Source organism: Pseudomonas sp. s4 (assembly GCF_046764235.1).
Lineage (GTDB): Bacteria > Pseudomonadota > Gammaproteobacteria > Pseudomonadales > Pseudomonadaceae > Aquipseudomonas > Aquipseudomonas asiatica.
Map to the genome: position 1 here is coordinate 2,036,286 of NZ_CP177209.1, position 22,092 is coordinate 2,058,377.

Sequence of the window (22,092 nt, forward strand, 5' to 3'; positions counted from 1 at the left end):
CTACGTCACGCCTATTCTCGAAGCCGGGCGGGTGGTGGGCTATGAATCGGTACGGGTGTGCCCGACGCGTGAGCAGGTGGCCCGTGCCGAGGCCCTGTATGCACGCATGCGCAACGGTCAGGCTGTGTTGCCCTGGTCACGGCGCGCGACCATGCTGGCGCGTGACCTGGCCGTACCGCTCGTGGGCGGGGGGCTGGCTTTGGGGGCCAACAAACTGTGGCCCGGCCTGGTCGCGCAGGGGCTGACCCTGGGGCTGTTCCTGGCCTATGGCCTGTTGGCACGCAATGCCGTTGGGCGGCAGATGGAGCGCGTAGTGCAGGGCGCAGGCGGCACCTTCGCCGACCCGATCGCCGCCTTGACCTACAGCGACCTGCCCGGTGCTGGCGGACAACTGCAATTGATGCTGATCAGCGAGGAGGCGCGGCTGAAAACCGCGCTGACCCGGTTAAGTGACCTGGCGGCCCAGATGGCCGTGGCTGCACATGATGCCGGTGCGTTGTCGCGCAGCACCGAGGCGGCATTGCTGGAGCAGCGTGCGGAAACCGACCTGAGCGCCACTGCCATGAACCAGATGGCCGCTTCCATCGGTGAGGTTGCCAACCATGTGCAACTGACTGCTGCCGAAGCCCACACTGCGCACCTGCTGGCCGAGCAGGGCAGCCTGGTGGCCGACGCCAGCGGAACTGCAATCCGCACCTTGGCCGGTACCGTGGCCCAGATCAACCAGGCGGTCAGCCACCTGGCTGGTCAGACCGGTGCTATCGCCGAAGCCACCGGGATGATCCGCGGCATCGCCGAGCAGACCAACCTGCTGGCGCTAAATGCCGCCATCGAGGCGGCCCGTGCCGGTGAGCAAGGCCGTGGCTTTGCCGTGGTCGCCGATGAAGTGCGGGCACTGGCCGACAAGACCCGGCAGTCGACACTGCACATCCAGGCTATCATCGATGCTCTGCGCAGTGGCGCAGAAGAGGCCGTGGCGATTGCCAGCCAGGGCATCGACGGTGCCGAGCAGGGCGTTGCCCAGGTGCAGGAAGCGCGGCAGGCGTTGCATGGCATTCGTGATGCGGTGCAGCGCATCAGTGACATGAGCCAGCAGATGGCTACGGCTTCGCAGCAGCAGTCAGCCGTCGCCGAAGACGTCTCGAGGCAGATCAATGGTGTGGCCGGCATAGCCCAGCACAGCGCACACAGCGCCAACGCCGCAGCCTCTCGCGGCGCCGAACTGGAAGAGGTGTGCGCCGGACTGCGTGCCCTTGTGGAGCGCTTCAACCGTTAAGGCAGGATGCTTTATGGATGACAACTATCGTGCAGCCGTTGACGCGGCTGCGATCTTTTCCGAAACCGACCTGCGTGGAACCATCACTTACGTCAACCAGCAGTTCTGCAGCATCTCGGGCTACAGCCGCGAGGAGCTGCTGGGCGCCAACCACCGCATCCTCAACTCCGGCCTGCACGAGCCGGAGTTCTTCGTTGGCATGTGGCGGGCGCTGGCCGCCGGCCGGGTATGGAAGGGCGAGATCTGCAACCGCGCCAGGGACGGCTCGCTGTACTGGGTCGACAGCACCATGGTGCCACTGGTCGACCCGCTCACCGGAGAGGTGCGCAAGTACGTGTCGATCCGTTTCGACGTCACCGAGAAGCGCCAGCTGCTGCATACCTTGCAATGGCGTGTGGGCCATGACGTGCTAACCGGCCTGCCCAACCGCGCTTACCTGTCCGACCTGCTGAACCAGGCCCTGGCCTACTCGCGCCGTGAAGACATTCCGCTGGCTGTGTGCATGCTCGACCTGGATGGCTTCAAGGCAGTCAACGACGGCTACGGGCATGCCATGGGCGACCTGCTGTTGGTCGAGGTGGCGCAGCGGCTGAAGCACATCCTGCGCGATGGCGACGCAGTGGCCCGGTTGTCGGGGGACGAATTCGTGCTGATCCTGCGCAACGTCGAAGACCGCCAGTTGCATGCTGCGCTGCGCCGGGTGCTGCGGGCACTGGCGGCGCCTTATGTGGTACGCGAGCAGCGCCTGTCGCTCAGCGCCAGTATCGGCGTGACCCTGTACCCGCAGGACGACGAAGACGCCGACACCTTGGTGCGCCATGCCGACCAGGCCATGTATGTGGCCAAGCAGCGTGGGCGCAACCGCTATCACCTGTTCGACGTGACACAGGAACAGGAACTCAAGGCTACCCACCAGACCGTGGCGCGGGTGCGCCGGGCCCTGCACAACGGCGAGCTGTGCCTGTATTACCAGCCCAAGGTCAACCTGCGCAGCGGCCAGGTGCTGGGCTTCGAGGGCTTGCTGCGCTGGCAGCGGCCAGGCCGCGGGCTGGTGCCGCCTGGTGATTTCCTGCCGGCGGTGGAGCAGACCGACCTGATCGTGGAAATCGGCGAATGGGTGCTCGACCAGGCGCTGAACCAGTTGCAGGCATGGCAACGTCAGGGGCAGCCCTGGTCACTGAGCGTGAACATCGCCGCGCGGCATTTGCAGCGTGGTGACTTTGTCGAGCGCCTGCAGCAGTTGCTGGCGGCGCACCCGGAGGTGGACCCGGCGCGGCTGGACCTGGAAATCGTCGAGTCGGTGGCCATCGATAACCTGCAGCATGTCAGCTGCTGTCTCGATGCCTGCCGCGCACTGGGTGTGCGCTTCTCCCTGGACGACTTTGGCACTGGCTATTCGTCGCTGAGCTACCTGAAGCGCTTGCCGACACAGACGATCAAGATCGATCAGTCATTCGTGCGCGACATCCTGCATGACCAGGACGACCTGGCGCTGACCGAAGCGGTGATTGGCCTGGCCCGGGCGTTTGGCCGCGAGGTGATTGCCGAAGGGCTGGAGAGCGTCGAGCACGGCCGCGTGCTGATGGGCCTGGGCTGCGAACTGGCACAGGGTTACTGCATCGCCCGGCCGATGCCGGCCAGTGCGGTGCAAGCCTGGGCGCAGGCCTACCGGCAGCCGGTGCAATGGCGTGACCCTTGATCATCAGCGGGCCATTGGCTTGACCTCGGCCAGCACCGGGTGCGCCACCAGCTTGTCGATGTGCAGGGCGTCGTCGTTCATCCAGCTTTCGCTGAGCAGCCGGTAGTGTTCCATGTCGCGGCAGCGCAGGCGCAGGCTGTAGTCGAAGTGGCCGCTGATCAGCTGGCACTCGTGCACTTCCGGGCAGTTGCGCAGGGTGGCTTCGAAGGCCTTCTGCGCGGCCCGCCCGCTTTGGTTGGACAGGGCGACCAGCACCAGCAGCGACACCCCGGGCGCGACCTTCTGCAGGTCGATGATCGCCCCGTAGCCGCGGATCACGCCACGGCGCTCCAGCTTGCGTACACGCTCCAGGCAGGGGCGCGGGGTGAGGTGGACGAGGCTGGAGAGTTTTTCGAAAGTGATGCGGCCGTCATGGCGCAGGATGTCGATGATCGCTTCGTCGATGCGGTCGAGGGGGTGGGCGTTGGCGTCCTTGGTGTCCATGCGCTTGGGCTTCTTTCAGAAGAGGGCATGGGACAGGGTAGGCGGTAAAGGGGGCCGCTGCGCGGCCCATCGCGACACAAGGCCGCTCCTACAAGGGATACGCGGTCCTTGTGTAGGAGCGGCCTTGTGTCGCGATGGGCTGCGCAGCAGCCCCAGGATCCATCAGGCGCAGACAGAACCAGCCTTGGGCACCGCCCGCAACTCCACCACCCGCGGCTGCAACAACCCATACAAATCCTTCGGATCCTCCAGCACCGGCACCAGCCCGATGTCCGTGCCGATACCCAGTGCCTGCGCCGTGTCCAGCACATAGCGCAATGCCGAGTAATCCTCCAGGGCAAACCCCACCGAGTCGAACAGCGTCACCTGTTCGCCGTGCTCACGCCCCTTGGCTTCCCCGGCGACCACACGCCAGAACTCGGTCACTGGCGAGTCTGCAGGCATCTGCTGGATCTCGCCTTCCACCCGGCTTTGCGGTTCGTACTCGACGATCACCCGGGCCCGCTCGACAATCGCCCGATGCAGCTCGGTCTTGCCCGGGCAGTCACCACCCACGGCATTCAGGTGCATGCCCGGCTCGATCATCTCCGGGGTGAGGATGGTGGCGCAGGCCTTGTCGGCGGTTACCGTGGTGACGATATCGGCCCCGCGCACCGCTTCGGCCACGGAGCTGGCGATGCTCAGCTTGAGGCCGGGGCGGTTGGCCAGGTTGGCGACCAGCTTGGCCGAGGCAGCCGGGTCGATGTCATACAGGCGGATTTCATCGATGCCCAGCAGGGCATTGAAGGCGATGGCCTGGAACTCGCTCTGCGAGCCATTGCCGATCAATGCCATGCTGCGGCTGTCCTCGCGCGCCAGGTAGCGGGCGGCCAGGGCCGAGGTGGCGGCGGTGCGAATGGCGGTGGTCAGGGTCATTTCGCTGAGCAGCAACGGGGCACCGGTATCGACGCTGGCCAGGGCGCCGAAGGCCATCACCGTGAGCAGGCCATGGCGAGTGTTCTTCGGATGCCCGTTGACGTACTTGAAGGCGTAGCGGCTGGCGTCCGAGATTGGCATCAGCTCGATCACGCCGTCCGCTGAATGGTTGGCCACCCGGGCGCATTTTTCGAAGGCGGGCCAGCGCAGGTAGTCCTGGCGGATGTACTCGGCCATTTCCAGCAGGCACGTGGGCAGGCCTTTGCGGTTGACCAGGCGGGCCAGGTCTTGCACATCGATATAGCGGGTCATGAGGGGTCTCCCTGCGGTCGACGCTTCCAGAGTGGGCTCTGGTTTCATTGTGCGGCGGGTGGGGAGGCAAAGCTGGCTGTAATGGGCTGTGGCGGCAGCGGCTTTGGCTGATTTCGCTGCGCTGGCAGCCGAATCGGCTGTGGCTGGGCCGGCGATGAGGCCAGTACAGGCCGGGGCAATCATCGCTCACGCAGCCGCTTGTACAGCGTGGTGCGGCTGATCCCGAGCCCACGCGCCACCGCCGAGAGGTTGCCGTTGGCTTGTGCCACCAGCTCGCGCAGGTCCGCCTTTTCGGTCGCAATCGGCACAGGCACCTGAGCCTCGGCGAGAAAACCCGCAGGCAGGTGTTCCAGGCCGACAGGCCCATTGCCCGCCAAGGCCAGCGCCACCTGCAGCACACTCACCAGTTCACGCATATTCCCCGGCCAGGGGTGCTGATCGAGCAGTTCGATAATGGCCGCAGGCAGCCGCGCAGGCTGCCCGGGATCACGGTAGCGCGCATGCACCTGCTCGATCAGCTGCCGGCGGTCATTGCGCTCGCGCAGCGGCGGCAAAACCACTGCCAGCCCGGCGATGCGGTAATACAGGTCCTGGCGAAAGCGCCCGGCGCGCACTTCTTCGGCCAGGTCGCGGTTGCTCGCCGACACCACGCGGATATCCACCGCCACCGGTTCGCCGCTGCCCAATGGCTGGATGCTGCGCGTCTGCAGCACGCGCAGCAGGCGGGCCTGGGTGGGCAACGGCATGTCGCCGATTTCGTCGAGGAACAGGATGCCGTGGTGGGCCTTGCGGATCAGCCCCGGGTTGCCCTTCTGGTGGGCGCCGGTGAACGCGCCCTTGTCGTAGCCGAACAGCTCCGACTCCACCAGCTCTGCGGGGATCGCCGCGCAGTTGACGGCTATGAGCGGCTGGCTGGCGCGGCTGCTGGCCCGGTGCAGGGTATCGACGAATACCTCCTTGCCTACGCCGGTTTCGCCCTGCACCAGGACCGGGATGTCCTTTTCCAGCAGCAGGCCGGCCTGCGCCAGGGCTTTCTCCAGGCGTGGCTCGGCGCTGCTGGCGGCGGGGCGGCCGGGAGCCTCGCGCGGCGGCTGCCACTGGCAATGAAAGCGGTTGCGCCCGGTGGCTTGCAGGGCGAAGGGCTGTTGCCGGGGATGGCTGAGCAGCTGTTGCAGGGGCAACTGGAACAGTTGCGCGATGTTCTGCTGCAGCGGGTTGCCCCCGAGCAGGGTGTCGGCCCGGTGATTGGCGGCCAGCACCTGCCCCTGCTCATCGAACACCAGCAGGCCGGCCCAGGGGCTGTCGAGGTTGTCGGAGGCGCTGTTGAAGATCAATTGCGCATGCTGGTCGGCATGCTTGGCGAGGATCAGGCGGTTCTCCAGGCTCTGGCCCATCATGCGTACCAGGCCCAGGGTCTGGCTGGCGGGCAGGTAGCCGTCGCTGGCCACATCGAGCACCCCGACCAGCTGCCGTTCGGCGTCGAACAGCGGCGCGGCGGCGCTGGACATATAGCGGTTCTGGCGCAGGAAGTGCTCTTCCTGGCCCACGTGGATCGCCTCGGCGCAGACCAGCGCGGTGCCCAGCGCATTGGTGCCGACACCGCGCTCGTGCCAGTGGGCACCGGCGCTGAAACCATGCTGCTGGCGCGGCTCGATGAACCGCCGCGAGCCCCAGCTGTCGAGCAGGCAGCCGCTGGCATCGGCCAGCATCACCAGGTAGCTGGCATTGCCCAGCAGGTGGGCATATTGCGGCAGCACCGCTTCGCGGGTCAGGTGCAGCAGGGCCTGGCGCCGCTCCAGCAGGGCGCTCAGCTCGGCGCGGGTCAGGCAGTCGAAGTCCGGGGCGTGTTGGGGGTGCAGGCCGTGGTCGCGGCAGCGGGCCCAGGAGGCCTGGATCAGTTGGGCATGGGGCGAAGCGGATGCGGCCATGGGCCTGTCCTGTGTGATTGTTGTCATGGGGCCGACCGCTGTTCAGTGTCGTGCACGGTTGTTCAATGTCAAACCGGCAAGTGTTCAGTTGTTCAGTGCTTGTGTTCAGTTGTGAACCTGCGATTGACCGGCATTGCCGGCCAGGCCCCGGGCCAGACGGTTGCGGCGCATCTGGCACGAAACTGGCTGTGTCCGGCAGACAAAAACCACAAGAAGGCCACGCCATGTCCCTGGTGCTGGAACAGGTCAGCCGCAGCGTCGACAACCAGGCCTGGATCGTCGATGCCTCACTGCGTTTCGAACCCGGCTCGTTCAACGTGCTGCTGGGCCGCACCCTGGCCGGCAAGACCAGCCTGATGCGCCTGATGGCCGGGCTCGATCGCCCGGACCGGGGGCGGGTGCTGATGGATGGCCAGGACGTGACTGGCGTGCCGGTGCGCCAACGCAATGTGTCGATGGTGTATCAGCAGTTCATCAATTACCCGACCCTCAGCGTTTACGAGAACATTGCGTCACCGCTGCGCCAGGCACGCATGGACGAGCCCCAGATTCGCCGACGGGTGCAGGAAACCGCCGAGATGCTGCGCATCGAAGCCTACCTGCAGCGCCTGCCGCTGGAGCTGTCCGGTGGCCAGCAGCAACGCACGGCAATGGCCCGGGCGCTGGTCAAGGATGCCTCGCTGATCCTGTTCGACGAGCCACTGGTCAACCTCGACTACAAGCTGCGCGAGGGCCTGCGCCAGGAGCTGCGCGAACTGTTCGCGGCGCGCCACTGCATTGCCGTGTATGCCACCACCGAGCCCAACGAGGCGCTGGCTCTGGGCGGCACCACCACCCTGGTGCATGAGGGCCGTATCGTCCAGAGCGGGCCTACCGCCGAGGTCTACCAGCGCCCGGGCAGCGTGCTGGCTGCCGAGCTGTTTTCCGAGCCGCCGATCAACCTGGTACCTGGCCGTATCAGCGGCAACGACGTGAGCCTGGCCCAGGCCGTGCACTTTGCTCGCAATGCCGACTTGCAGCCGCTTGCCGAGGGTGACTACCGCTTTGGCGTGCGGCCCAGCCACATCAGCCTGGTGCCGGCGCACGACGACGACCTGGAATTGTCGGTGCTGGTGGAACTCGCCGAGATCAGTGGTTCAGAGACCTTCCTGCATGTACGCAACGAACACTGGCGCATGATCCTGCACCTGCCAGGGGTACACGAATACCAGGTGGACACGCCGATCCGCGTGTTCATCCCCACCCACAAGCTGTTCGTGTTCGACAGTACCGGGGCGCTGGTGCAGGCCCCGGGGCTGCGCCAGGCAAGGAGAGGTTGATGGCCGAGATCCGCCTGCGCCAACTGGCGCACAGCTACAGCCGCCAGCCCGCCAGCGAGGCGGACTATGCCCTGCACGCGCTGGAGCATGTGTGGGAGCAGGGCGGTGCCTACGCCTTGCTCGGGCCGTCGGGCTGCGGCAAGTCGACCTTGCTCAACATCATCTCCGGGCTGCTGACCCCTTCCCACGGCGAGGTGCTGTTCGACGGCAAGCCGGTCAACCAGCTGTCACCGCAGGCGCGCAACATTGCCCAGGTGTTCCAGTTCCCGGTGGTTTACGACACCATGACGGTGTTCGACAACCTGGCGTTTCCCTTGCGCAACCAAGGGTTGGACGAAGCCCGGGTGCAGGCCCGGGTGGAAGAGATTGCCGAGGTGCTCGACCTGTCGGCCGTGCTGCGCAAGAAGGCGCGCAACCTCAGTGCCGACGAAAAGCAGAAGGTCTCCATGGGACGGGGCCTGGTGCGCGATGACGTGTCGGCGATCCTGTTCGACGAGCCGCTGACGGTGATCGACCCGCACCTGAAGTGGAAGCTGCGGCGCAAGCTCAAGCAGATCCACGAGCAGTTCAACATCACGATGATCTACGTCACCCATGACCAGCTGGAGGCCTCGACGTTCGCCGACAAGATCGCGGTGATGCACGGCGGGCGCATCGTCCAGTTCGGTACCCCGCGCGAACTGTTCGAGCGGCCGCGGCATACCTTCGTCGGTTACTTCATCGGCAGCCCGGGGATGAACCTGATCGAGGTGCGCGCCGAAGCGGACGGGGTGGCGTTCGGCGATATTCACCTGATGCTGCCCGGGCATTTGCGGGAACATCTGCAAGAGCGCCTGGCGGCCACAGGTGGTGGTGGTCGCCTGCAGCTGGGCATCCGCCCGGAATTCGTGCAGCTGTGGGACAGCCCGTTCGATGATGCCTACCCGGCACGGGTGCTGGACGTCGAGGACCTGGGCACCTACCGCATCGTCACCCTCGAGCTGGGAGGTGTCGCGCTCAAGGCACGCCTGGGCGAGGACCGCCCGGTGCCGGTGGCCCAGGCCTGGGTCAGCCTGCCGGCGCAGTGGCTGATGCTGTACCTCGACGATGTGCTGCTGGAGGCCGGGCCATGAACAAGGTGCCGAACAACAAGGCCTGGTGGCTGGTGCTGCCGGTGTTCCTGCTGGTGGCATTCAGTGCGGTGGTGCCGATGATGACGGTGGTCAACTACTCGGTGCAGGACATCTTCGACCAGTCCAACCGCTACTTCGTCGGCGCCGACTGGTACCGTCAGGTGCTGCGCGACCCGGCGCTGCACGATGCGCTGCTGCGTCAGTTCATCTATTCCGCCTGCGTGCTGCTGATCGAAATCCCGCTGGGTATCGCCATTGCCCTGACCATGCCGACCAAGGGGCGCTTGGCCTCGGTGTGCCTGATCGTCATGGCCATCCCGTTGCTGATCCCGTGGAACGTGGTCGGCACCATCTGGCAGATTTTCGGCCGGGCCGACATCGGCCTGCTCGGCGCTACCCTGGCCAAGCTCGGGGTCAGCTACAACTACGCCGGCGACCCGTTCGACGCCTGGCTGACCGTGCTGGTGATGGACGTGTGGCACTGGACATCGCTGGTGGCGTTGCTCTGTTACTCGGGGCTGCGCGCCATCCCCGACGTGTACTACCAGGCTGCGCGCATCGACCGCGCCTCGGGCTGGGCGGTGTTCCGCCATATCCAGTTGCCCAAGCTGAAGAACGTGCTGCTGATCGCGGTGATGCTGCGCTTCATGGACAGCTTCATGATCTACACCGAGCCCTTCGTGCTGACCGGTGGCGGGCCCGGCAACGCCACCACCTTCCTCAGCCAGACCCTCACGCGCATGGCCGTGGGGCAGTTCGACCTGGGCCCGGCGGCGGCGTTCTCGCTGGTGTACTTCCTGATCATCCTGCTGGTTTCTTGGCTGTTCTACACAGCCATGACCCATGCCGACAAGGACTAGGCCATGAGCACGCGCAAATCGCTGGCCCTGCTGCTGTACTTCTTCTTCCTGCTGGTGCCGATCTACTGGCTGCTGAACATGTCGTTCAAGAGCAACACCGAGATCCTCGGCGGCCTGACCCTGTGGCCACAGGCGTTCACCCTCGACAACTACCGGGTGATCTTCACCGATGCCAGCTGGTACAGCGGCTACATCAATTCGCTGTACTACGTGTGCCTGAACACGCTGATTTCGCTGCTAGTGGCGCTGCCAGCGGCATATGCCTTCTCGCGTTACCGCTTCCTCGGTGACCGGCACCTGTTCTTCTGGCTGCTGACCAACCGCATGGCGCCACCAGCGGTGTTCCTGCTGCCGTTCTTCCAGCTGTATTCGTCGATCGGCCTGTTCGATACCCATATCGCCGTGGCCCTGGCCCACTGCCTGTTCAACGTGCCGCTGGCAGTGTGGATCCTCGAGGGGTTCATGTCTGGTGTGCCGAAGGAGATCGACGAAACGGCCTATATCGACGGCTACAGCTTCCCACGCTTCTTCGTGAAGATCTTCATTCCGCTGATTGGCTCCGGCATCGGCGTGACGGCGTTTTTCTGTTTCATGTTCTCCTGGGTGGAGCTGCTGCTGGCGCGCACCCTCACCTCGGTGAATGCCAAGCCGATCGCCGCGGTGATGACCCGTACCGTGTCTGCCTCGGGCATAGATTGGGGGGTACTGGCGGCGGCGGGGGTACTGACCATCTTGCCGGGCATGCTGGTGATCTGGTTCGTGCGCAACCATGTGGCCAAGGGCTTCGCCCTGGGCCGAGTGTGAGGAGGGCAAGGCATGGAGTGGATGGCCTGGACCTTGCCGACGGCGCTGTTCTTCGCCGCCGTTGGTGTGCTGCTGCTGGGCATGACCCTGCTCGAACTGCGCCGCCCCTGCGTGGAGCGACGCGGCTTCCTGCCGCTGGTCACCAGCCGTGGCGACCGTTTGTTCATCGGCCTGCTGGCCAGCGCCTACCTGCATTTGCTGGTGGTTGGCGTCAGCGAGTGGCCATTGTGGGTGGCCTCGCTGCTGTCGCTGGCGTGGCTGGTGGTGGTGCTGCGCTGGGGCTGAGCGAGCGGCCCTGTGGGATAACTGAAACGGGAGATCACAATGTTCGACAACAAGTACAACAGGCGACATTTGACCCTGGCCGCGTTGCTGGTACTGGCCAGCGTGCAGGGCACAGCCTGGGCCGACCAGTACGAGGATGCGGCAAGGAAGTGGCTCGGCAGTGAGTTCAAGCCTTCGACCCTTACCCCTGAACAGCAGTTGGCCGAGTTGAAGTGGTTCATCAAGGCTGCCGAACCGTTCCGTGGCATGAAGATCAACGTGGTGTCGGAAACCATCACCACCCATGAATACGAGTCCAAGGTGCTGGCCAAGGCCTTCAGCGAGATCACCGGTATACAGCTGACCCACGACCTGCTGCAGGAAGGCGACGTGGTGGAAAAGCTGCAGACACAGATGCAGTCGGACAAGAACATCTATGACGGCTGGGTCAACGACTCCGACCTGATCGGTACGCACTTTCGCTACGGCAAGGTGGAATCGATCACCGACCTGATGGCCAACGAAGGCAAGGACTACACCTCGCCGACCCTGGACCTGAAGGACTTCATCGGCATTTCCTTCACCACCGCGCCGGATGGCAAGGTCTACCAGCTGCCGGACCAGCAGTTCGCCAACCTCTACTGGTTCCGTGCTGACTGGTTCGAGCGGCCCGAACTGAAGGCCAGGTTCAAGGAAAAATACGGCTACGAACTTGGTGTGCCGGTGAACTGGTCAGCCTACGAGGACATTGCCAGGTTCTTTACCGAAGACGTCAAGGAAATCGACGGTAAACGCGTCTATGGCCACATGGACTACGGCAAGAAAGACCCGTCACTGGGCTGGCGCTTCACCGATGCCTGGTTCTCCATGGCGGGTGGCGGCGACAAAGGTTTGCCCAATGGTCTGCCGGTGGACGAATGGGGCATTCGCGTGGAGGACTGCCACCCGGTGGGGTCCAGCGTGACCCGTGGCGGCGACACCAATGGCCCGGCTGCCGTGTATGCCACGCAGAAATACGTGGACTGGATGCGTGCCTATGCGCCCAAGGAAGCCCAGGGCATGACCTTCTCCGAAGCCGGCCCGGTGCCGGCCCAGGGCAACATCGCCCAGCAGATCTTCTGGTACACCGCGTTTACCGCCGACATGACCAAGCCCGGTCTGCCGGTGGTGAATGCCGACGGCACGCCGAAGTGGCGCATGGCGCCTTCGCCGAAGGGGCCGTACTGGGAGGAGGGGATGAAGCTGGGCTACCAGGACACCGGTTCGTGGACCTTCTTCAAGTCCACCCCCGAGAAGCAACGCCTGGCTGCGTGGCTGTACGCCCAGTTCGTCACCTCCAAGACCGTGTCGCTGAAAAAGACCATCGTCGGCCTCACGCCGATTCGCGAATCGGACATCAACTCCCAGGCCATGACCGAGCTGGCGCCCAAGCTGGGCGGGCTGGTGGAGTTCTACCGCAGCCCGGCGCGGGTACAGTGGACACCGACCGGCACCAACGTGCCGGACTACCCGCGGTTGGCGCAGTTGTGGTGGAGCCACATCGCCGAAGTGGCCAGTGGCGAGAAGACCCCGCAGGAAGCGCTGGACGGCCTGGCCCGCGACCAGGACCGGATGATGGAGCGCTTGCAGCGGTCCAACGCCCAGGCCACCTGCGCACCGAAGCTGAACCCGGAGAGGGACGCCCAGTACTGGTTCGACCAGCCTGGGGCGCCGAAACCGAAACTGGCCAACGAAAAGCCCAAGGGCGAGACAGTCAGCTACAACGAACTGCTGAAGTCGTGGGAGGCGGCCAGGAAGTGATCGGCTGAGCACCGCGCTGGCTTCTTCCCACAGGTACCCCGCGCATCTTGAGAGCGGCGCAGTACTTGTGGGAGCGGGCAAGCCCGCGAAGAAGCCGGCGCGGTGCATAGTTTACGGGCAAAAAAAACGGCACCTGCCAGAGGTGCCGTTTTCATATCACGCGGTCTTACCTGTGCAGCTCTTCAGCCGCATACAGCGTGTTCTCCAGCAGGCATGCGCGGGTCATCGGCCCGACGCCGCCCGGCACCGGCGTGATCCAGCCGGCGCGCGGCAGGGCGGTCTCGTAGACCACGTCGCCGACCAGCTTGCCGTCTTCCTGGCGGTTGATGCCCACGTCGATAACGATGGCACCTTCCTTGATCCATTCACCCTTGACCAGGCCAGGCTTGCCTGCGGCCACTACCACCAGGTCGGCGCGGCCGACATGGCCGGGGAGGTCCTTGGTGAAGCGGTGGCAGACGGTCACGGTGCAGCCGGCCAGCAGCAGCTCCATGGCCATCGGGCGACCAACGATGTTGGACGCGCCGACGATGACCGCGTTCATGCCGTACAGGTCCTGGCCGGTGCTTTCCAGCAGGGTCATGATGCCCTTCGGTGTGCACGGGCGCAGCAGCGGGATGCGCTGGGCCAGACGACCGATGTTGTACGGGTGGAAGCCATCCACGTCCTTGTCCGGGCGGATGCGCTCGAGCAGCAGCGAGGCGTCCAGGTGCGCCGGCAGCGGCAACTGCAGCAGGATACCGTCGACGGCCGGATCGTCATTGAGGCGGTCGATCAGCTCGGTCAGGGCCTGCTGCGTGGTTTCGCTGGGCAGGTCGAACGCCTGCGAAATGAAGCCGACCTCTTCGCAGTCCTTGCGCTTGTGCGAGACATAGACTTGGGAGGCGGGGTCGGTGCCGACCAGGATCACCGCCAGGCCCGGCGTACGCAGGCCTTGCTGGCGACGCTCCACGACACGTTGAGCGATCTGCTGGCGCAGGCTGGCGGCGATCGCCTTGCCATCGATTAGGTGTGCAGTCATAGACGCGTGATTAACCATCGAGAAGGAAACAATTAAAGAGGGCGCATTCTCGCACGACATGGGCCAAGGGCAAAGGCGGGTGGTCGGGCAAATCCCCTAAGCCCTTAAATAATTTAAATTTTTTTGAGAAAGGTGTTGACGACTTTCAGGCTCGCCTATAAGATTCGCCGCACTTGTCGGGCACAGCCTAGCACTGGTTGGCGAAGTCGGGCAGAATGAGTGGTTTAGCAGTTACCTGTTAAAGGTCTCGTTCGGTTAGGCTTCAAGCTTAAGCGCCCGTAGCTCAGCTGGATAGAGCATCCGCCTTCTAAGCGGATGGTCGCAGGTTCGAGTCCTGCCGGGTGCGCCATTTAGGCAGCTTTGGCAAGCAAGTAGGCTGTAATGCAATATGGTGGGCGTAGCTCAGTTGGTAGAGCGCTGGATTGTGATTCCAGTTGTCGTGGGTTCGATTCCCATCGTCCACCCCATATTCTTCAAAGGCGCCTCGATAGCATCTGGCGCCTTTGTTTTAAGCGTTACGCGGACGTGGTGAAATTGGTAGACACACTGGATTTAGGTTCCAGCGGCGCAAGCTGTAAGAGTTCGAGTCTCTTCGTCCGCACCATGCTTCTGTAAGGTTGTACTGCAACATCGCAAGACCGCAATATGGTGGGCGTAGCTCAGTTGGTAGAGCGCTGGATTGTGATTCCAGTTGTCGTGGGTTCGATTCCCATCGTCCACCCCATATTCTTTGAAGGCGCCTTGATCGTGAGATCGGGCGCCTTTTTGTTTTGCGCCCTGATCTGGCGGCGCTGCGCTCAGGCGAGGGCAGGGCTGTTTTCCGGTATCAGGCGCACCTCTACGCGATGCCCGAGGGCGCGCGCTGCGCTGGCCAGGGTTGCCAGTGTCATGCCTGAGTCGTTCTGGTCGAGCGCCCGGTCAACCGCGGTGCGACTGGTGTGCATGCGCTCGGCCAATGCCTTCTTGCTGATCTTCTGCGCTTTCATGGCCTCGGCGATCTGCCAGGCGATCACGCGCTTCAGGGCGGCTGCGGATACCTCCTCTGCAAGGTCCTCGCTTGCCAGGAAGTCGTCGAAGTCGGAGCCGATATGTATGGTCATTGCTTGTGCCTCTTTATGGCGGCTTGGCGCTGCCTGGCGGCGGCCAGGTCCGGCGCTGGTGTTTTCTGGCTCTTCTTGATGAAGCCGTGAAGCAGGATCATGGTGTTTCCATCCACGGTAAAAAGTACCCGGGCGATCGTGTTCTCAAGGTTGACCCTGGCCTCCCATAGGCCTTTCCCGAGCTTCCTGACAATGGGCATGCCTAGCGGCCATCCGATTTGTATTGTCTTGATCTCGGTTCCAATCAGGTATTTGTGGGTGCGGGGGAGTGAGGTCAACCATTCGCGTACAGGCTCATTGCCGGCTTCGGTGCGAAAGAAGCGGACATCTAGTGTTGTCGTGTTCCTGCCCATGGAAGTGTACCAAAAAAGGTGCTCCATTCAAGCGCAGGGCAATCGCTTGTGCCATAGCGTGTTTCCCGCAGTGCTGTAGGAGTGTTCGCCGGGTTGCAAATCAATCGATCCCGGCCCTTGCAATCCTCTGGTGACACCCCAATAAAAGCTGTTAGATTTCAGCCGGTTGAAACACTGGCCCATTTGGCCGGCAGAGGAACAACCCGATGATCGCAAAAGAAGGCCGTCAGGCCCTGGCGCTACAGCGCTTTGCCGAGGCCAACCCGCAGCTGCTCGAAGAGATCCGTGAGCTGGATGCGCGCGAGCAGGCCCAGCAGATCGAGTGGGCGTTCGAGGATGCGGCCGAGGAGCTGGGTATCCAGCCTTGGGAGCTGGCCCTGCAACTGATCGCCGAAACCCCCGAGCAGCTGCAGGCCATGCGCCTGGAGACGCACCGCGAGGTAGCCGAGGCGCTGGGGATGGAGTGGGAGGAGTACTGCCAGTTCAACGAAATCGAACCTGAATAAAGGAAGCGAATTCGTTGGTGGCAGTTGTTTGACAAGGTATTTCGGCTGCAGGTCGCCTGGTGGCGTCGTGCGGCCCCATTGAAGCAGGCTCGGCGTTATGTCGTACGGGCCTTGAAAGTTAATCGACCGGCGTGGTTTCTCGTCGTCCCGAGTGGGGTGACTTCTGCTGCGCGACTCACTAGAATGCTTGCCCTTGATTCTGGAGTCGGGCTAACGCCGGCTAACGTCTGTGCAACGAGGAATATCCATGCAAGTTTCTGTTGAAAACACTTCCGCTCTCGAGCGCCGCATGACCATCGCCGTTCCGGCCGAGCGCGTCGAGAACGAAGTCAACAAGCGTCTGCAACAGACTGCCAAGCGCGCCAAGGTTGCCGGCTTCCGCCCAGGCAAAGTGCCGATGAGCGTGATTCGTCAGCGTTTCGAAGCCGATGCCCGTCAAGAGGCGTTCGGTGACCTCGTCCAGGCTTCCTTCTACGAAGCCATCGTCGAGCAGAAGCTGAACCCGGCTGGCGCCCCTGCGGTAGAGCCGAAGTCCTTCGAGAAGGGCAAGGACCTGGAGTTCGTCGCCATCTTCGAAGTGTTCCCGGAGTTCACCGTTGGCGGCCTCGAGTCGATCAGCGTCGAGCGCCTGAGCGCCGAAGTGGCTGATGCCGACCTGGACAACATGCTGGAAGTGCTGCGCAAGCAGAACACCCGCTTCGAGGCCGTCGAGCGTGCCGCGCAGAACGACGACCAGGTCAACATCGACTTCGTCGGCAAGGTCGACGGTGAAGTGTTCGCCGGTGGTTCGGCCAAGGGCACCCAGCTGGTACTGGGCTCCGGCCGCATGATCCCAGGCTTCGAAGACGGCCTGGTTGGCGCCAAGGCTGGCGAAGAGCGCGTTGTTAACGTGACCTTCCCAGAGGACTACCAGAACCTGGACCTGGCTGGCAAAGCCGCCGAGTTCACCATCACCGTCAACAGCGTTGCCGCTCCTGTGCTGCCAGAGCTGAACGAAGAGTTCTTCGCCCAGTTCGGCATCAAGGAATCGACCCTGGAAGGCTTCCGCACCGAAGTTCGCAAGAACATGGAGCGTGAACTGCGCCAGGCCATCAAGGCCAAGGTGAAGAATCAGGTCATGGACGGTCTGCTGGCTGCCAACCCGATCGAAGTACCGAAAGCCCTGCTGGAAAACGAAGTCAACCGTCTGCGCGTGCAGGCTGTTCAGCAGTTCGGTGGCAACATCAAGCCTGAGCAGCTGCCGGCCGAACTGTTCGAAGAACAAGCCAAGCGCCGTGTAGTCCTGGGTCTGATCGTGGCCGAAGTGGTCAAGCAGTTCGAACTGAAGCCGGACGAAGGCAAGGTTCGCGAAATGATCGAAGAAATGGCTTCGGCTTACCAAGAGCCTGAGCAGGTCATCGCCTGGTACTACAAGAACGACCAGCAACTGAACGAAGTCCGTTCGGTTGTGCTGGAAGAACAAGTTGTAGATACTGTTCTGCAGAAAGCGACTGTGACCGACAAGTCGGTCTCGTACGAAGATGCCGTTAAACCAGCACAGGCTCCAGCCGCCGCTGAGTAACAGGCTTCTCTCGTAGGAAACCCCCACAAGCCAGCCTTCGAGCTGGCTTGTGCGTATTCAAGCCATGACTATTTGGGAGTGAGCGCAGGACATGTCCCGCAATTCTTATATTCAGCAGAGCTCTGACATCCAGGCCGCAGGCGGTCTGGTCCCGATGGTTATCGAGCAGTCCGCCCGTGGCGAACGCGCTTACGACATCTACTCGCGCCTGTTGAAGGAGCGTGTGATCTTCCTGGTTGGCCCGGTAGAGGACTACATGGCCAACCTCGTCGTTGCGCAACTGCTGTTCCTTGAAGCGGAAAACCCGGACAAGGATATCCATCTGTACATCAACTCGCCGGGCGGTTCCGTCACCGCCGGCATGTCGATCTACGACACCATGCAGTTCATCAAGCCGGACGTCTCGACCATCTGCATCGGCCAGGCCTGCAGCATGGGCGCCTTCCTGCTGGCTGCTGGTGCCAAGGGCAAGCGTCACTGCCTGCCCAACTCGCGCGTGATGATCCACCAGCCGCTGGGCGGCTTCCAGGGTCAGGCCACCGATATCGAGATCCACGCCCAGGAAATCCTCAATATCAAGGCCCGCCTGAACGAGCTGCTGGCCTACCACACCGGCCAGGATCTCGAGACCATCAAGCGCGACACTGAACGTGACAACTTCATGAGCGCCTCGCGCGCGGCCGAGTACGGCCTGATCGACTCGGTCTACGACAAGCGGCAACTGGCCTCCTGAACCGGGGTGCCAGAGCAGGTAGGCGCGGAAAGCGCCTACCTGCGGACTTGAAAAAGCCCGCAATTGCCTTCATCTTGTGTTGCAAGCCTACCGGATTGGATCGATCGAATGACTGACACCCGTAACGGCGAGGACAGCGGCAAATTGCTTTATTGCTCCTTCTGCGGCAAAAGCCAGCACGAAGTGCGCAAACTGATTGCCGGGCCCTCGGTATTTATCTGCGACGAGTGCGTCGACCTGTGCAACGACATCATCCGTGAGGAGGTGCAGGAAGCCCAGGCCGAGAGCAGCGCGCACAAATTGCCTTCGCCGAAAGAAATCAGCGGTATCCTGGACCAGTACGTCATTGGTCAGGAACGCGCGAAGAAGGTGCTTGCCGTAGCGGTGTACAACCACTACAAGCGCCTGAACCAGCGTGACAAGAAGGGTGACGAAGTCGAACTCGGCAAGAGCAATATCCTGCTCATCGGGCCAACCGGCTCGGGCAAGACCCTGCTCGCCGAAACCCTTGCACGCCTGTTGAACGTACCGTTCACCATTGCTGACGCCACCACCCTGACCGAAGCCGGTTACGTGGGTGAGGACGTCGAGAACATCATCCAGAAGCTGTTGCAGAAGTGCGACTACGACGTGGAAAAGGCCCAGATGGGCATCGTCTACATCGACGAGATCGACAAGATTTCGCGCAAGTCGGACAACCCGTCCATCACCCGTGACGTATCGGGCGAGGGCGTGCAGCAGGCACTGCTGAAGCTGATCGAAGGCACCGTGGCCTCGGTTCCGCCGCAAGGCGGCCGCAAACACCCGCAACAGGAATTCCTGCAGGTCGATACCCGCAACATCCTGTTCATCTGCGGTGGTGCCTTCTCGGGCCTGGAAAAGGTCATCCAGAACCGCTCCACCAAGGGTGGCATCGGTTTTGGCGCCGAAGTACGCAGCAAGGAAGAGGGCAAGAAGGTTGGCGAGTCCCTGCGTGAGGTCGAGCCGGACGATCTGGTCAAGTTTGGCCTGATCCCGGAATTCGTCGGCCGCCTGCCGGTGCTGGCAACCCTCGACGAGCTGGACGAGGCCGCGCTGATGCAGATCCTCACCGAGCCGAAGAACGCCCTGACCAAGCAGTATGCCAAGCTGTTCGAGATGGAAAACGTCGACCTCGAGTTCCGCAGCGATGCGCTCAAGGCCGTGGCGCGCAAGGCCCTGGAGCGCAAGACCGGCGCCCGTGGCCTGCGTTCGATCCTCGAAGGCGTGTTGCTCGACACCATGTACGAGATTCCTTCGAAGAAGGATGTCAGCAAGGTGGTGATCGACGAGAGCGTCATCGATGGCACTTCGCAGCCGCTGATGATCTACGAAAACAGCGAGCCGCAAGCCAAGGCCGCGCCGGACGCCTGATCCAGGCAATGGCTGGTTGACGGTTGCAAGCAAGAAGGGGCCTACGGGCCCCTTTCTGCTTTTCCTGCGCTAGCGCTTGTAATTTCCCAAGCCTGCCCCCACATTAGGTCCAAGCATCATTTCCACCGGTTTCCGGCCATAAGGCCGCTGTAGAGGCGAAATCATGAAGACCACCCTCGACTTGCCTCTTTTGCCATTGCGCGATGTCGTTGTTTACCCGCACATGGTCATCCCGCTGTTCGTGGGGCGCGAAAAGTCCATCGAAGCCCTTGAGGCGGCGATGACGGGCGAAAAGCAGATTCTTCTGCTGGCCCAGAAAAACCCGGCCGACGATGATCCGGGCGAAGACGCCCTGTACCGCGTCGGTACCGTTGCCACCGTGCTGCAATTGCTGAAACTGCCCGATGGTACCGTCAAGGTGCTGGTCGAGGGCGAGCAACGCGGCGCCGTGGAGCGTTTCAGCGAAGTAGAAGGGCACATCCGTGCCGAAGTTTCCCTGATCGACGAAGTCGACGCCGCCGAGCGCGAGTCGGAAGTGTTCGTGCGCACGCTGCTGTCGCAGTTCGAGCAATACGTGCAACTGGGCAAGAAAGTCCCAGCCGAAGTGCTGTCGTCGCTGAACAGCATCGAAGAGCCAGGGCGCCTGGTCGACACCATGGCCGCACACATGGCCCTGAAGATCGAGCAGAAACAGGAAATTCTCGAAATCGTCGACCTGCCGACCCGTGTCGAGCACGTACTGGCGCTGCTGGATGCCGAAATCGACCTGCTGCAGGTCGAAAAGCGCATTCGCGGTCGGGTCAAGAAGCAGATGGAGCGCAGCCAGCGCGAGTACTATCTGAACGAGCAGATGAAGGCCATTCAGAAGGAGCTCGGTGATGGCGACGAAGGCCACAACGAAGTCGAAGAGCTGAAAAAGCGCATCGAAGCCGCTGGCCTGCCCAAGGACGCACTGGCCAAGGCCCAGGCCGAGCTGAACAAGCTCAAGCAGATGTCGCCGATGTCGGCCGAGGCCACTGTGGTCCGTTCCTATCTCGACTGGCTGGTGCAGGTGCCGTGGAAGGCCCAGAGCAAGGTGCGTCTGGACCTGGCCAAGGCCGAGGAAATCCTCGATGCCGACCACTACGGCCTGGAAGAGGTCAAGGAACGCATCCTCGAGTATCTTGCCGTGCAAAAGCGCGTCAAGAAGATCCGCGGCCCGGTACTGTGCCTGGTTGGCCCACCCGGCGTCGGCAAGACCTCGCTGGCCGAGTCGATCGCCGCTGCCACCAATCGCAAGTTCGTGCGCATGGCCCTGGGTGGTGTGCGTGACGAGGCTGAGATCCGTGGTCACCGCCGTACCTACATCGGTTCCATGCCTGGCCGCCTGATCCAGAAGATGACCAAGGTGGGGGTGCGCAACCCGCTGTTCCTGCTGGACGAAATCGACAAGATGGGCAGCGACATGCGTGGCGACCCGGCCTCGGCACTGCTCGAGGTGCTCGACCCGGAGCAGAACCACAACTTCAACGACCACTACCTGGAGGTCGACTACGACCTCTCGGACGTGATGTTCCTGTGCACCTCGAACTCGATGAACATCCCGCCGGCGCTGCTCGACCGGATGGAAGTCATCCGCCTGCCGGGCTACACCGAGGACGAGAAGATCAACATCGCGGTCAAGTACCTGGTGCCCAAGCAGGTCAAGGCCAACGGCTTGAAGAAGGACGAGCTGGAAGTCGATGTCTCGGCGATCCGCGACATCATCCGCTTCTACACCCGCGAAGCCGGTGTGCGCGGCCTGGAGCGGCAAATCGCCAAAGTCTGCCGCAAGGTGGTCAAGGAACATACCGGGCAGAAGCAGGTCAAGGTCAAGGTAGCCAGCGAGCAGTTGGAGCACCTGCTCGGCGTGCGCAAGTTCCGCTACGGCCTGGCCGAGCAGCAGGACCAGATCGGCCAGGTTACCGGCCTGGCCTGGACCCAGGTGGGCGGCGAACTGCTGACCATCGAAGCCGTGGTCATCCCCGGCAAGGGCCAGCTGATCAAGACCGGCTCGCTGGGCGACGTCATGGTCGAGTCGATCACCGCCGCGCAGACTGTGGTGCGCAGCCGTGCCCGCAGCCTGGGTATCGCCGCCGACTTCCACGAGAAGCACGACGTGCATATCCACATGCCTGAAGGCGCCACGCCGAAGGATGGCCCAAGTGCCGGTATCGGCATGTGCACCGCGCTGGTGTCGGCGCTGACGCAGATTCCGGTACGTGCCGATGTGGCCATGACCGGCGAAATCACCCTGCGTGGCCAGGTGCTGGCCATTGGCGGGTTGAAGGAAAAACTGCTGGCGGCACACCGTGGCGGGATCAAGACGGTGATCATTCCCGAGGAGAATGTTCGCGATCTGAAGGAGATTCCGGAAAATATCAAACAGGATCTGCAGATCAAACCAGTCAAATGGATTGACGAAGTCCTGCAAATTGCGCTGCAATACGCCCCGGAGCCCTTGCCAGATGTGGCTCCGGAGATTGTCGCGAAAGATGAAAAGCGCGACGGCGATGCTAAGGAAAGAATTAGCACGCACTAGTAGTTTTTGGCTGGGGGGCTTTCCTTGACAGTTTTTTCGGGGCCTTGCTATAAAGCGGCACGCTATTGTCATCAGGCCACCCAGCGCACGTTTC

Annotated in this window: 19 protein-coding genes and 4 tRNA genes; 17 read left to right on the forward strand and 6 right to left on the reverse strand. The window is 62.9% G+C overall.

Annotation, left to right across the window (positions count from 1 at the left end):
* Positions 1-151: 151 nt before the first annotated feature.
* Both ACK56M_RS09500 and ACK56M_RS09505 read left to right on the forward strand, forming a co-directional pair.
* The gene (locus tag ACK56M_RS09500; RefSeq protein WP_371034806.1) at positions 152-1,276 is read left to right on the forward strand and encodes a methyl-accepting chemotaxis protein; all 1,125 of its coding nucleotides are present in this window, start codon (positions 152-154) and stop codon (positions 1,274-1,276) included.
* Positions 1,277-1,289: 13 nt separating this feature from the next.
* Complete coding sequence (locus ACK56M_RS09505; protein WP_085721235.1) at positions 1,290-2,975, forward strand: putative bifunctional diguanylate cyclase/phosphodiesterase; 1,686 nt, start codon at positions 1,290-1,292, stop codon at positions 2,973-2,975.
* A 3-nt stretch (positions 2,976-2,978) separates the two neighbouring features.
* Here the strand turns inward: ACK56M_RS09505 and ACK56M_RS09510 are convergent, their stop codons facing one another.
* The 3 genes from ACK56M_RS09510 to ACK56M_RS09520 form a co-directional block, all read right to left on the reverse strand.
* Entirely contained in the window at positions 2,979-3,458 is a 480-nt protein-coding gene (locus ACK56M_RS09510; RefSeq protein WP_015269686.1) for an Lrp/AsnC family transcriptional regulator, read from the reverse strand.
* Positions 3,459-3,620: 162 nt separating this feature from the next.
* Complete coding sequence (locus ACK56M_RS09515; protein WP_015269687.1) at positions 3,621-4,685, reverse strand: ornithine cyclodeaminase; 1,065 nt, start codon at positions 4,683-4,685, stop codon at positions 3,621-3,623.
* 179 nt (positions 4,686-4,864) lie between these two features.
* Positions 4,865-6,613 (reverse strand): sigma-54-dependent Fis family transcriptional regulator, encoded by a 1,749-nt coding sequence (locus tag ACK56M_RS09520; protein WP_015269688.1) that lies wholly within the window; start codon positions 6,611-6,613, stop codon positions 4,865-4,867.
* Between the two features lie 224 nt (positions 6,614-6,837).
* Here ACK56M_RS09520 and ACK56M_RS09525 point away from each other — a divergent pair, with 224 nt between their 5' ends.
* Genes ACK56M_RS09525 through ACK56M_RS09550 form a run of 6 tightly spaced genes read left to right on the forward strand, consistent with a single transcriptional unit; the run spans position 6,838 to position 12,772 of the window.
* Positions 6,838-7,932, forward strand: coding sequence for an ABC transporter ATP-binding protein (locus tag ACK56M_RS09525; protein WP_015269689.1), 1,095 nt, complete (start codon positions 6,838-6,840; stop codon positions 7,930-7,932).
* Positions 7,932-9,044 carry an ABC transporter ATP-binding protein gene (locus ACK56M_RS09530; RefSeq protein ID WP_015269690.1) on the forward strand — a complete coding sequence of 371 codons (1,113 nt, stop codon included), beginning with the start codon at positions 7,932-7,934 and terminating at the stop codon, positions 9,042-9,044. Before ACK56M_RS09525 ends, ACK56M_RS09530 begins: the two co-directional genes overlap by 1 nt.
* The gene (locus ACK56M_RS09535) at positions 9,041-9,904 is read left to right on the forward strand and encodes a carbohydrate ABC transporter permease (RefSeq protein WP_015269691.1); all 864 of its coding nucleotides are present in this window, start codon (positions 9,041-9,043) and stop codon (positions 9,902-9,904) included. The genes ACK56M_RS09530 and ACK56M_RS09535 overlap by 4 nt, the downstream gene beginning before the upstream one ends.
* A 3-nt stretch (positions 9,905-9,907) precedes the next feature.
* Positions 9,908-10,708: a carbohydrate ABC transporter permease gene (locus ACK56M_RS09540; protein WP_013971876.1), complete on the forward strand. Its 801-nt coding sequence runs from the start codon at positions 9,908-9,910 to the stop codon at positions 10,706-10,708.
* Between the two features lie 12 nt (positions 10,709-10,720).
* Positions 10,721-10,993, forward strand: a complete 273-nt coding sequence (locus ACK56M_RS09545) for a DUF2160 domain-containing protein (RefSeq protein WP_013971877.1) — start codon at positions 10,721-10,723, stop codon at positions 10,991-10,993.
* Positions 10,994-11,032: 39 nt separating this feature from the next.
* Positions 11,033-12,772 (forward strand): ABC transporter substrate-binding protein, encoded by a 1,740-nt coding sequence (locus tag ACK56M_RS09550; protein ID WP_232881009.1) that lies wholly within the window; start codon positions 11,033-11,035, stop codon positions 12,770-12,772.
* 166 nt (positions 12,773-12,938) lie between these two features.
* Here the strand turns inward: ACK56M_RS09550 and folD are convergent, their stop codons facing one another.
* A complete protein-coding gene (folD, locus tag ACK56M_RS09555) occupies positions 12,939-13,793 on the reverse strand; it encodes a bifunctional methylenetetrahydrofolate dehydrogenase/methenyltetrahydrofolate cyclohydrolase FolD (RefSeq protein ID WP_015269692.1) in 855 nt (284 codons plus the stop codon).
* Between the two features lie 272 nt (positions 13,794-14,065).
* Between folD and ACK56M_RS09560 the strand changes: the two genes are divergently transcribed.
* From ACK56M_RS09560 to ACK56M_RS09575, 4 genes are all read left to right on the forward strand, one after another.
* Positions 14,066-14,142 (forward strand) — tRNA-Arg (locus ACK56M_RS09560).
* A gap of 42 nt (positions 14,143-14,184) precedes the next feature.
* Positions 14,185-14,260 (forward strand) — tRNA-His (locus tag ACK56M_RS09565).
* 52 nt (positions 14,261-14,312) lie between these two features.
* Positions 14,313-14,397 (forward strand) — tRNA-Leu (locus tag ACK56M_RS09570).
* 44 nt (positions 14,398-14,441) lie between these two features.
* Positions 14,442-14,517: transfer RNA gene (locus ACK56M_RS09575), tRNA-His, on the forward strand.
* Between the two features lie 73 nt (positions 14,518-14,590).
* Here ACK56M_RS09575 and ACK56M_RS09580 read toward each other — a convergent pair.
* Positions 14,591-14,893, reverse strand: coding sequence for an XRE family transcriptional regulator (locus tag ACK56M_RS09580; RefSeq protein WP_015269693.1), 303 nt, complete (start codon positions 14,891-14,893; stop codon positions 14,591-14,593).
* Positions 14,890-15,246 (reverse strand): type II toxin-antitoxin system RelE/ParE family toxin, encoded by a 357-nt coding sequence (locus ACK56M_RS09585; protein ID WP_015269694.1) that lies wholly within the window; start codon positions 15,244-15,246, stop codon positions 14,890-14,892. Before ACK56M_RS09585 ends, ACK56M_RS09580 begins: the two co-directional genes overlap by 4 nt.
* 206 nt (positions 15,247-15,452) lie before the next feature.
* Between ACK56M_RS09585 and ACK56M_RS09590 the strand changes: the two genes are divergently transcribed.
* The 5 genes from ACK56M_RS09590 (at position 15,453) to lon (ending at position 21,998) form a co-directional block, all read left to right on the forward strand.
* Positions 15,453-15,752 (forward strand): DUF6388 family protein, encoded by a 300-nt coding sequence (locus ACK56M_RS09590; RefSeq protein ID WP_015269695.1) that lies wholly within the window; start codon positions 15,453-15,455, stop codon positions 15,750-15,752.
* A 247-nt stretch (positions 15,753-15,999) separates the two neighbouring features.
* Positions 16,000-17,313, forward strand: coding sequence for a trigger factor (gene tig / locus ACK56M_RS09595; protein ID WP_015269696.1), 1,314 nt, complete (start codon positions 16,000-16,002; stop codon positions 17,311-17,313).
* Between the two features lie 91 nt (positions 17,314-17,404).
* The gene (gene clpP / locus ACK56M_RS09600) at positions 17,405-18,046 is read left to right on the forward strand and encodes an ATP-dependent Clp endopeptidase proteolytic subunit ClpP (protein ID WP_003259400.1); all 642 of its coding nucleotides are present in this window, start codon (positions 17,405-17,407) and stop codon (positions 18,044-18,046) included.
* Between the two features lie 108 nt (positions 18,047-18,154).
* The gene (gene clpX / locus ACK56M_RS09605) at positions 18,155-19,438 is read left to right on the forward strand and encodes an ATP-dependent Clp protease ATP-binding subunit ClpX (RefSeq protein WP_013971882.1); all 1,284 of its coding nucleotides are present in this window, start codon (positions 18,155-18,157) and stop codon (positions 19,436-19,438) included.
* A gap of 163 nt (positions 19,439-19,601) precedes the next feature.
* Positions 19,602-21,998 (forward strand): endopeptidase La, encoded by a 2,397-nt coding sequence (lon, locus tag ACK56M_RS09610; protein ID WP_015269697.1) that lies wholly within the window; start codon positions 19,602-19,604, stop codon positions 21,996-21,998.
* The last annotated feature ends 94 nt before the right edge of the window (positions 21,999-22,092 follow it).

Bases quoted from the DNA above. Each gene is read 5' to 3' on its own strand.
- ACK56M_RS09580 (WP_015269693.1), bottom strand. From the start codon at position 14,893: ATGACCATACATATCGGCTCCGACTTCGACGACTTCCTGGCAAGCGAG.
- ACK56M_RS09515 (WP_015269687.1), bottom strand. From the start codon at position 4,685: ATGACCCGCTATATCGATGTGCAAGACCTGGCCCGCCTGGTCAACCGC.
- ACK56M_RS09520 (WP_015269688.1), bottom strand. From the start codon at position 6,613: ATGGCCGCATCCGCTTCGCCCCATGCCCAACTGATCCAGGCCTCCTGG.
- clpP (WP_003259400.1), top strand. From the start codon at position 17,405: ATGTCCCGCAATTCTTATATTCAGCAGAGCTCTGACATCCAGGCCGCA.
- ACK56M_RS09525 (WP_015269689.1), top strand. From the start codon at position 6,838: ATGTCCCTGGTGCTGGAACAGGTCAGCCGCAGCGTCGACAACCAGGCC.
- tig (WP_015269696.1), top strand. From the start codon at position 16,000: ATGCAAGTTTCTGTTGAAAACACTTCCGCTCTCGAGCGCCGCATGACC.
- ACK56M_RS09540 (WP_013971876.1), top strand. From the start codon at position 9,908: ATGAGCACGCGCAAATCGCTGGCCCTGCTGCTGTACTTCTTCTTCCTG.
- clpX (WP_013971882.1), top strand. From the start codon at position 18,155: ATGACTGACACCCGTAACGGCGAGGACAGCGGCAAATTGCTTTATTGC.
- folD (WP_015269692.1), bottom strand. From the start codon at position 13,793: ATGACTGCACACCTAATCGATGGCAAGGCGATCGCCGCCAGCCTGCGC.
- ACK56M_RS09545 (WP_013971877.1), top strand. From the start codon at position 10,721: ATGGAGTGGATGGCCTGGACCTTGCCGACGGCGCTGTTCTTCGCCGCC.
- ACK56M_RS09500 (WP_371034806.1), top strand. From the start codon at position 152: ATGCTGGCGCGTGACCTGGCCGTACCGCTCGTGGGCGGGGGGCTGGCT.
- ACK56M_RS09590 (WP_015269695.1), top strand. From the start codon at position 15,453: ATGATCGCAAAAGAAGGCCGTCAGGCCCTGGCGCTACAGCGCTTTGCC.
- ACK56M_RS09510 (WP_015269686.1), bottom strand. From the start codon at position 3,458: ATGGACACCAAGGACGCCAACGCCCACCCCCTCGACCGCATCGACGAA.
- ACK56M_RS09505 (WP_085721235.1), top strand. From the start codon at position 1,290: ATGGATGACAACTATCGTGCAGCCGTTGACGCGGCTGCGATCTTTTCC.
- ACK56M_RS09550 (WP_232881009.1), top strand. From the start codon at position 11,033: ATGTTCGACAACAAGTACAACAGGCGACATTTGACCCTGGCCGCGTTG.
- lon (WP_015269697.1), top strand. From the start codon at position 19,602: ATGAAGACCACCCTCGACTTGCCTCTTTTGCCATTGCGCGATGTCGTT.
- ACK56M_RS09535 (WP_015269691.1), top strand. From the start codon at position 9,041: ATGAACAAGGTGCCGAACAACAAGGCCTGGTGGCTGGTGCTGCCGGTG.
- ACK56M_RS09585 (WP_015269694.1), bottom strand. From the start codon at position 15,246: ATGGGCAGGAACACGACAACACTAGATGTCCGCTTCTTTCGCACCGAA.
- ACK56M_RS09530 (WP_015269690.1), top strand. From the start codon at position 7,932: ATGGCCGAGATCCGCCTGCGCCAACTGGCGCACAGCTACAGCCGCCAG.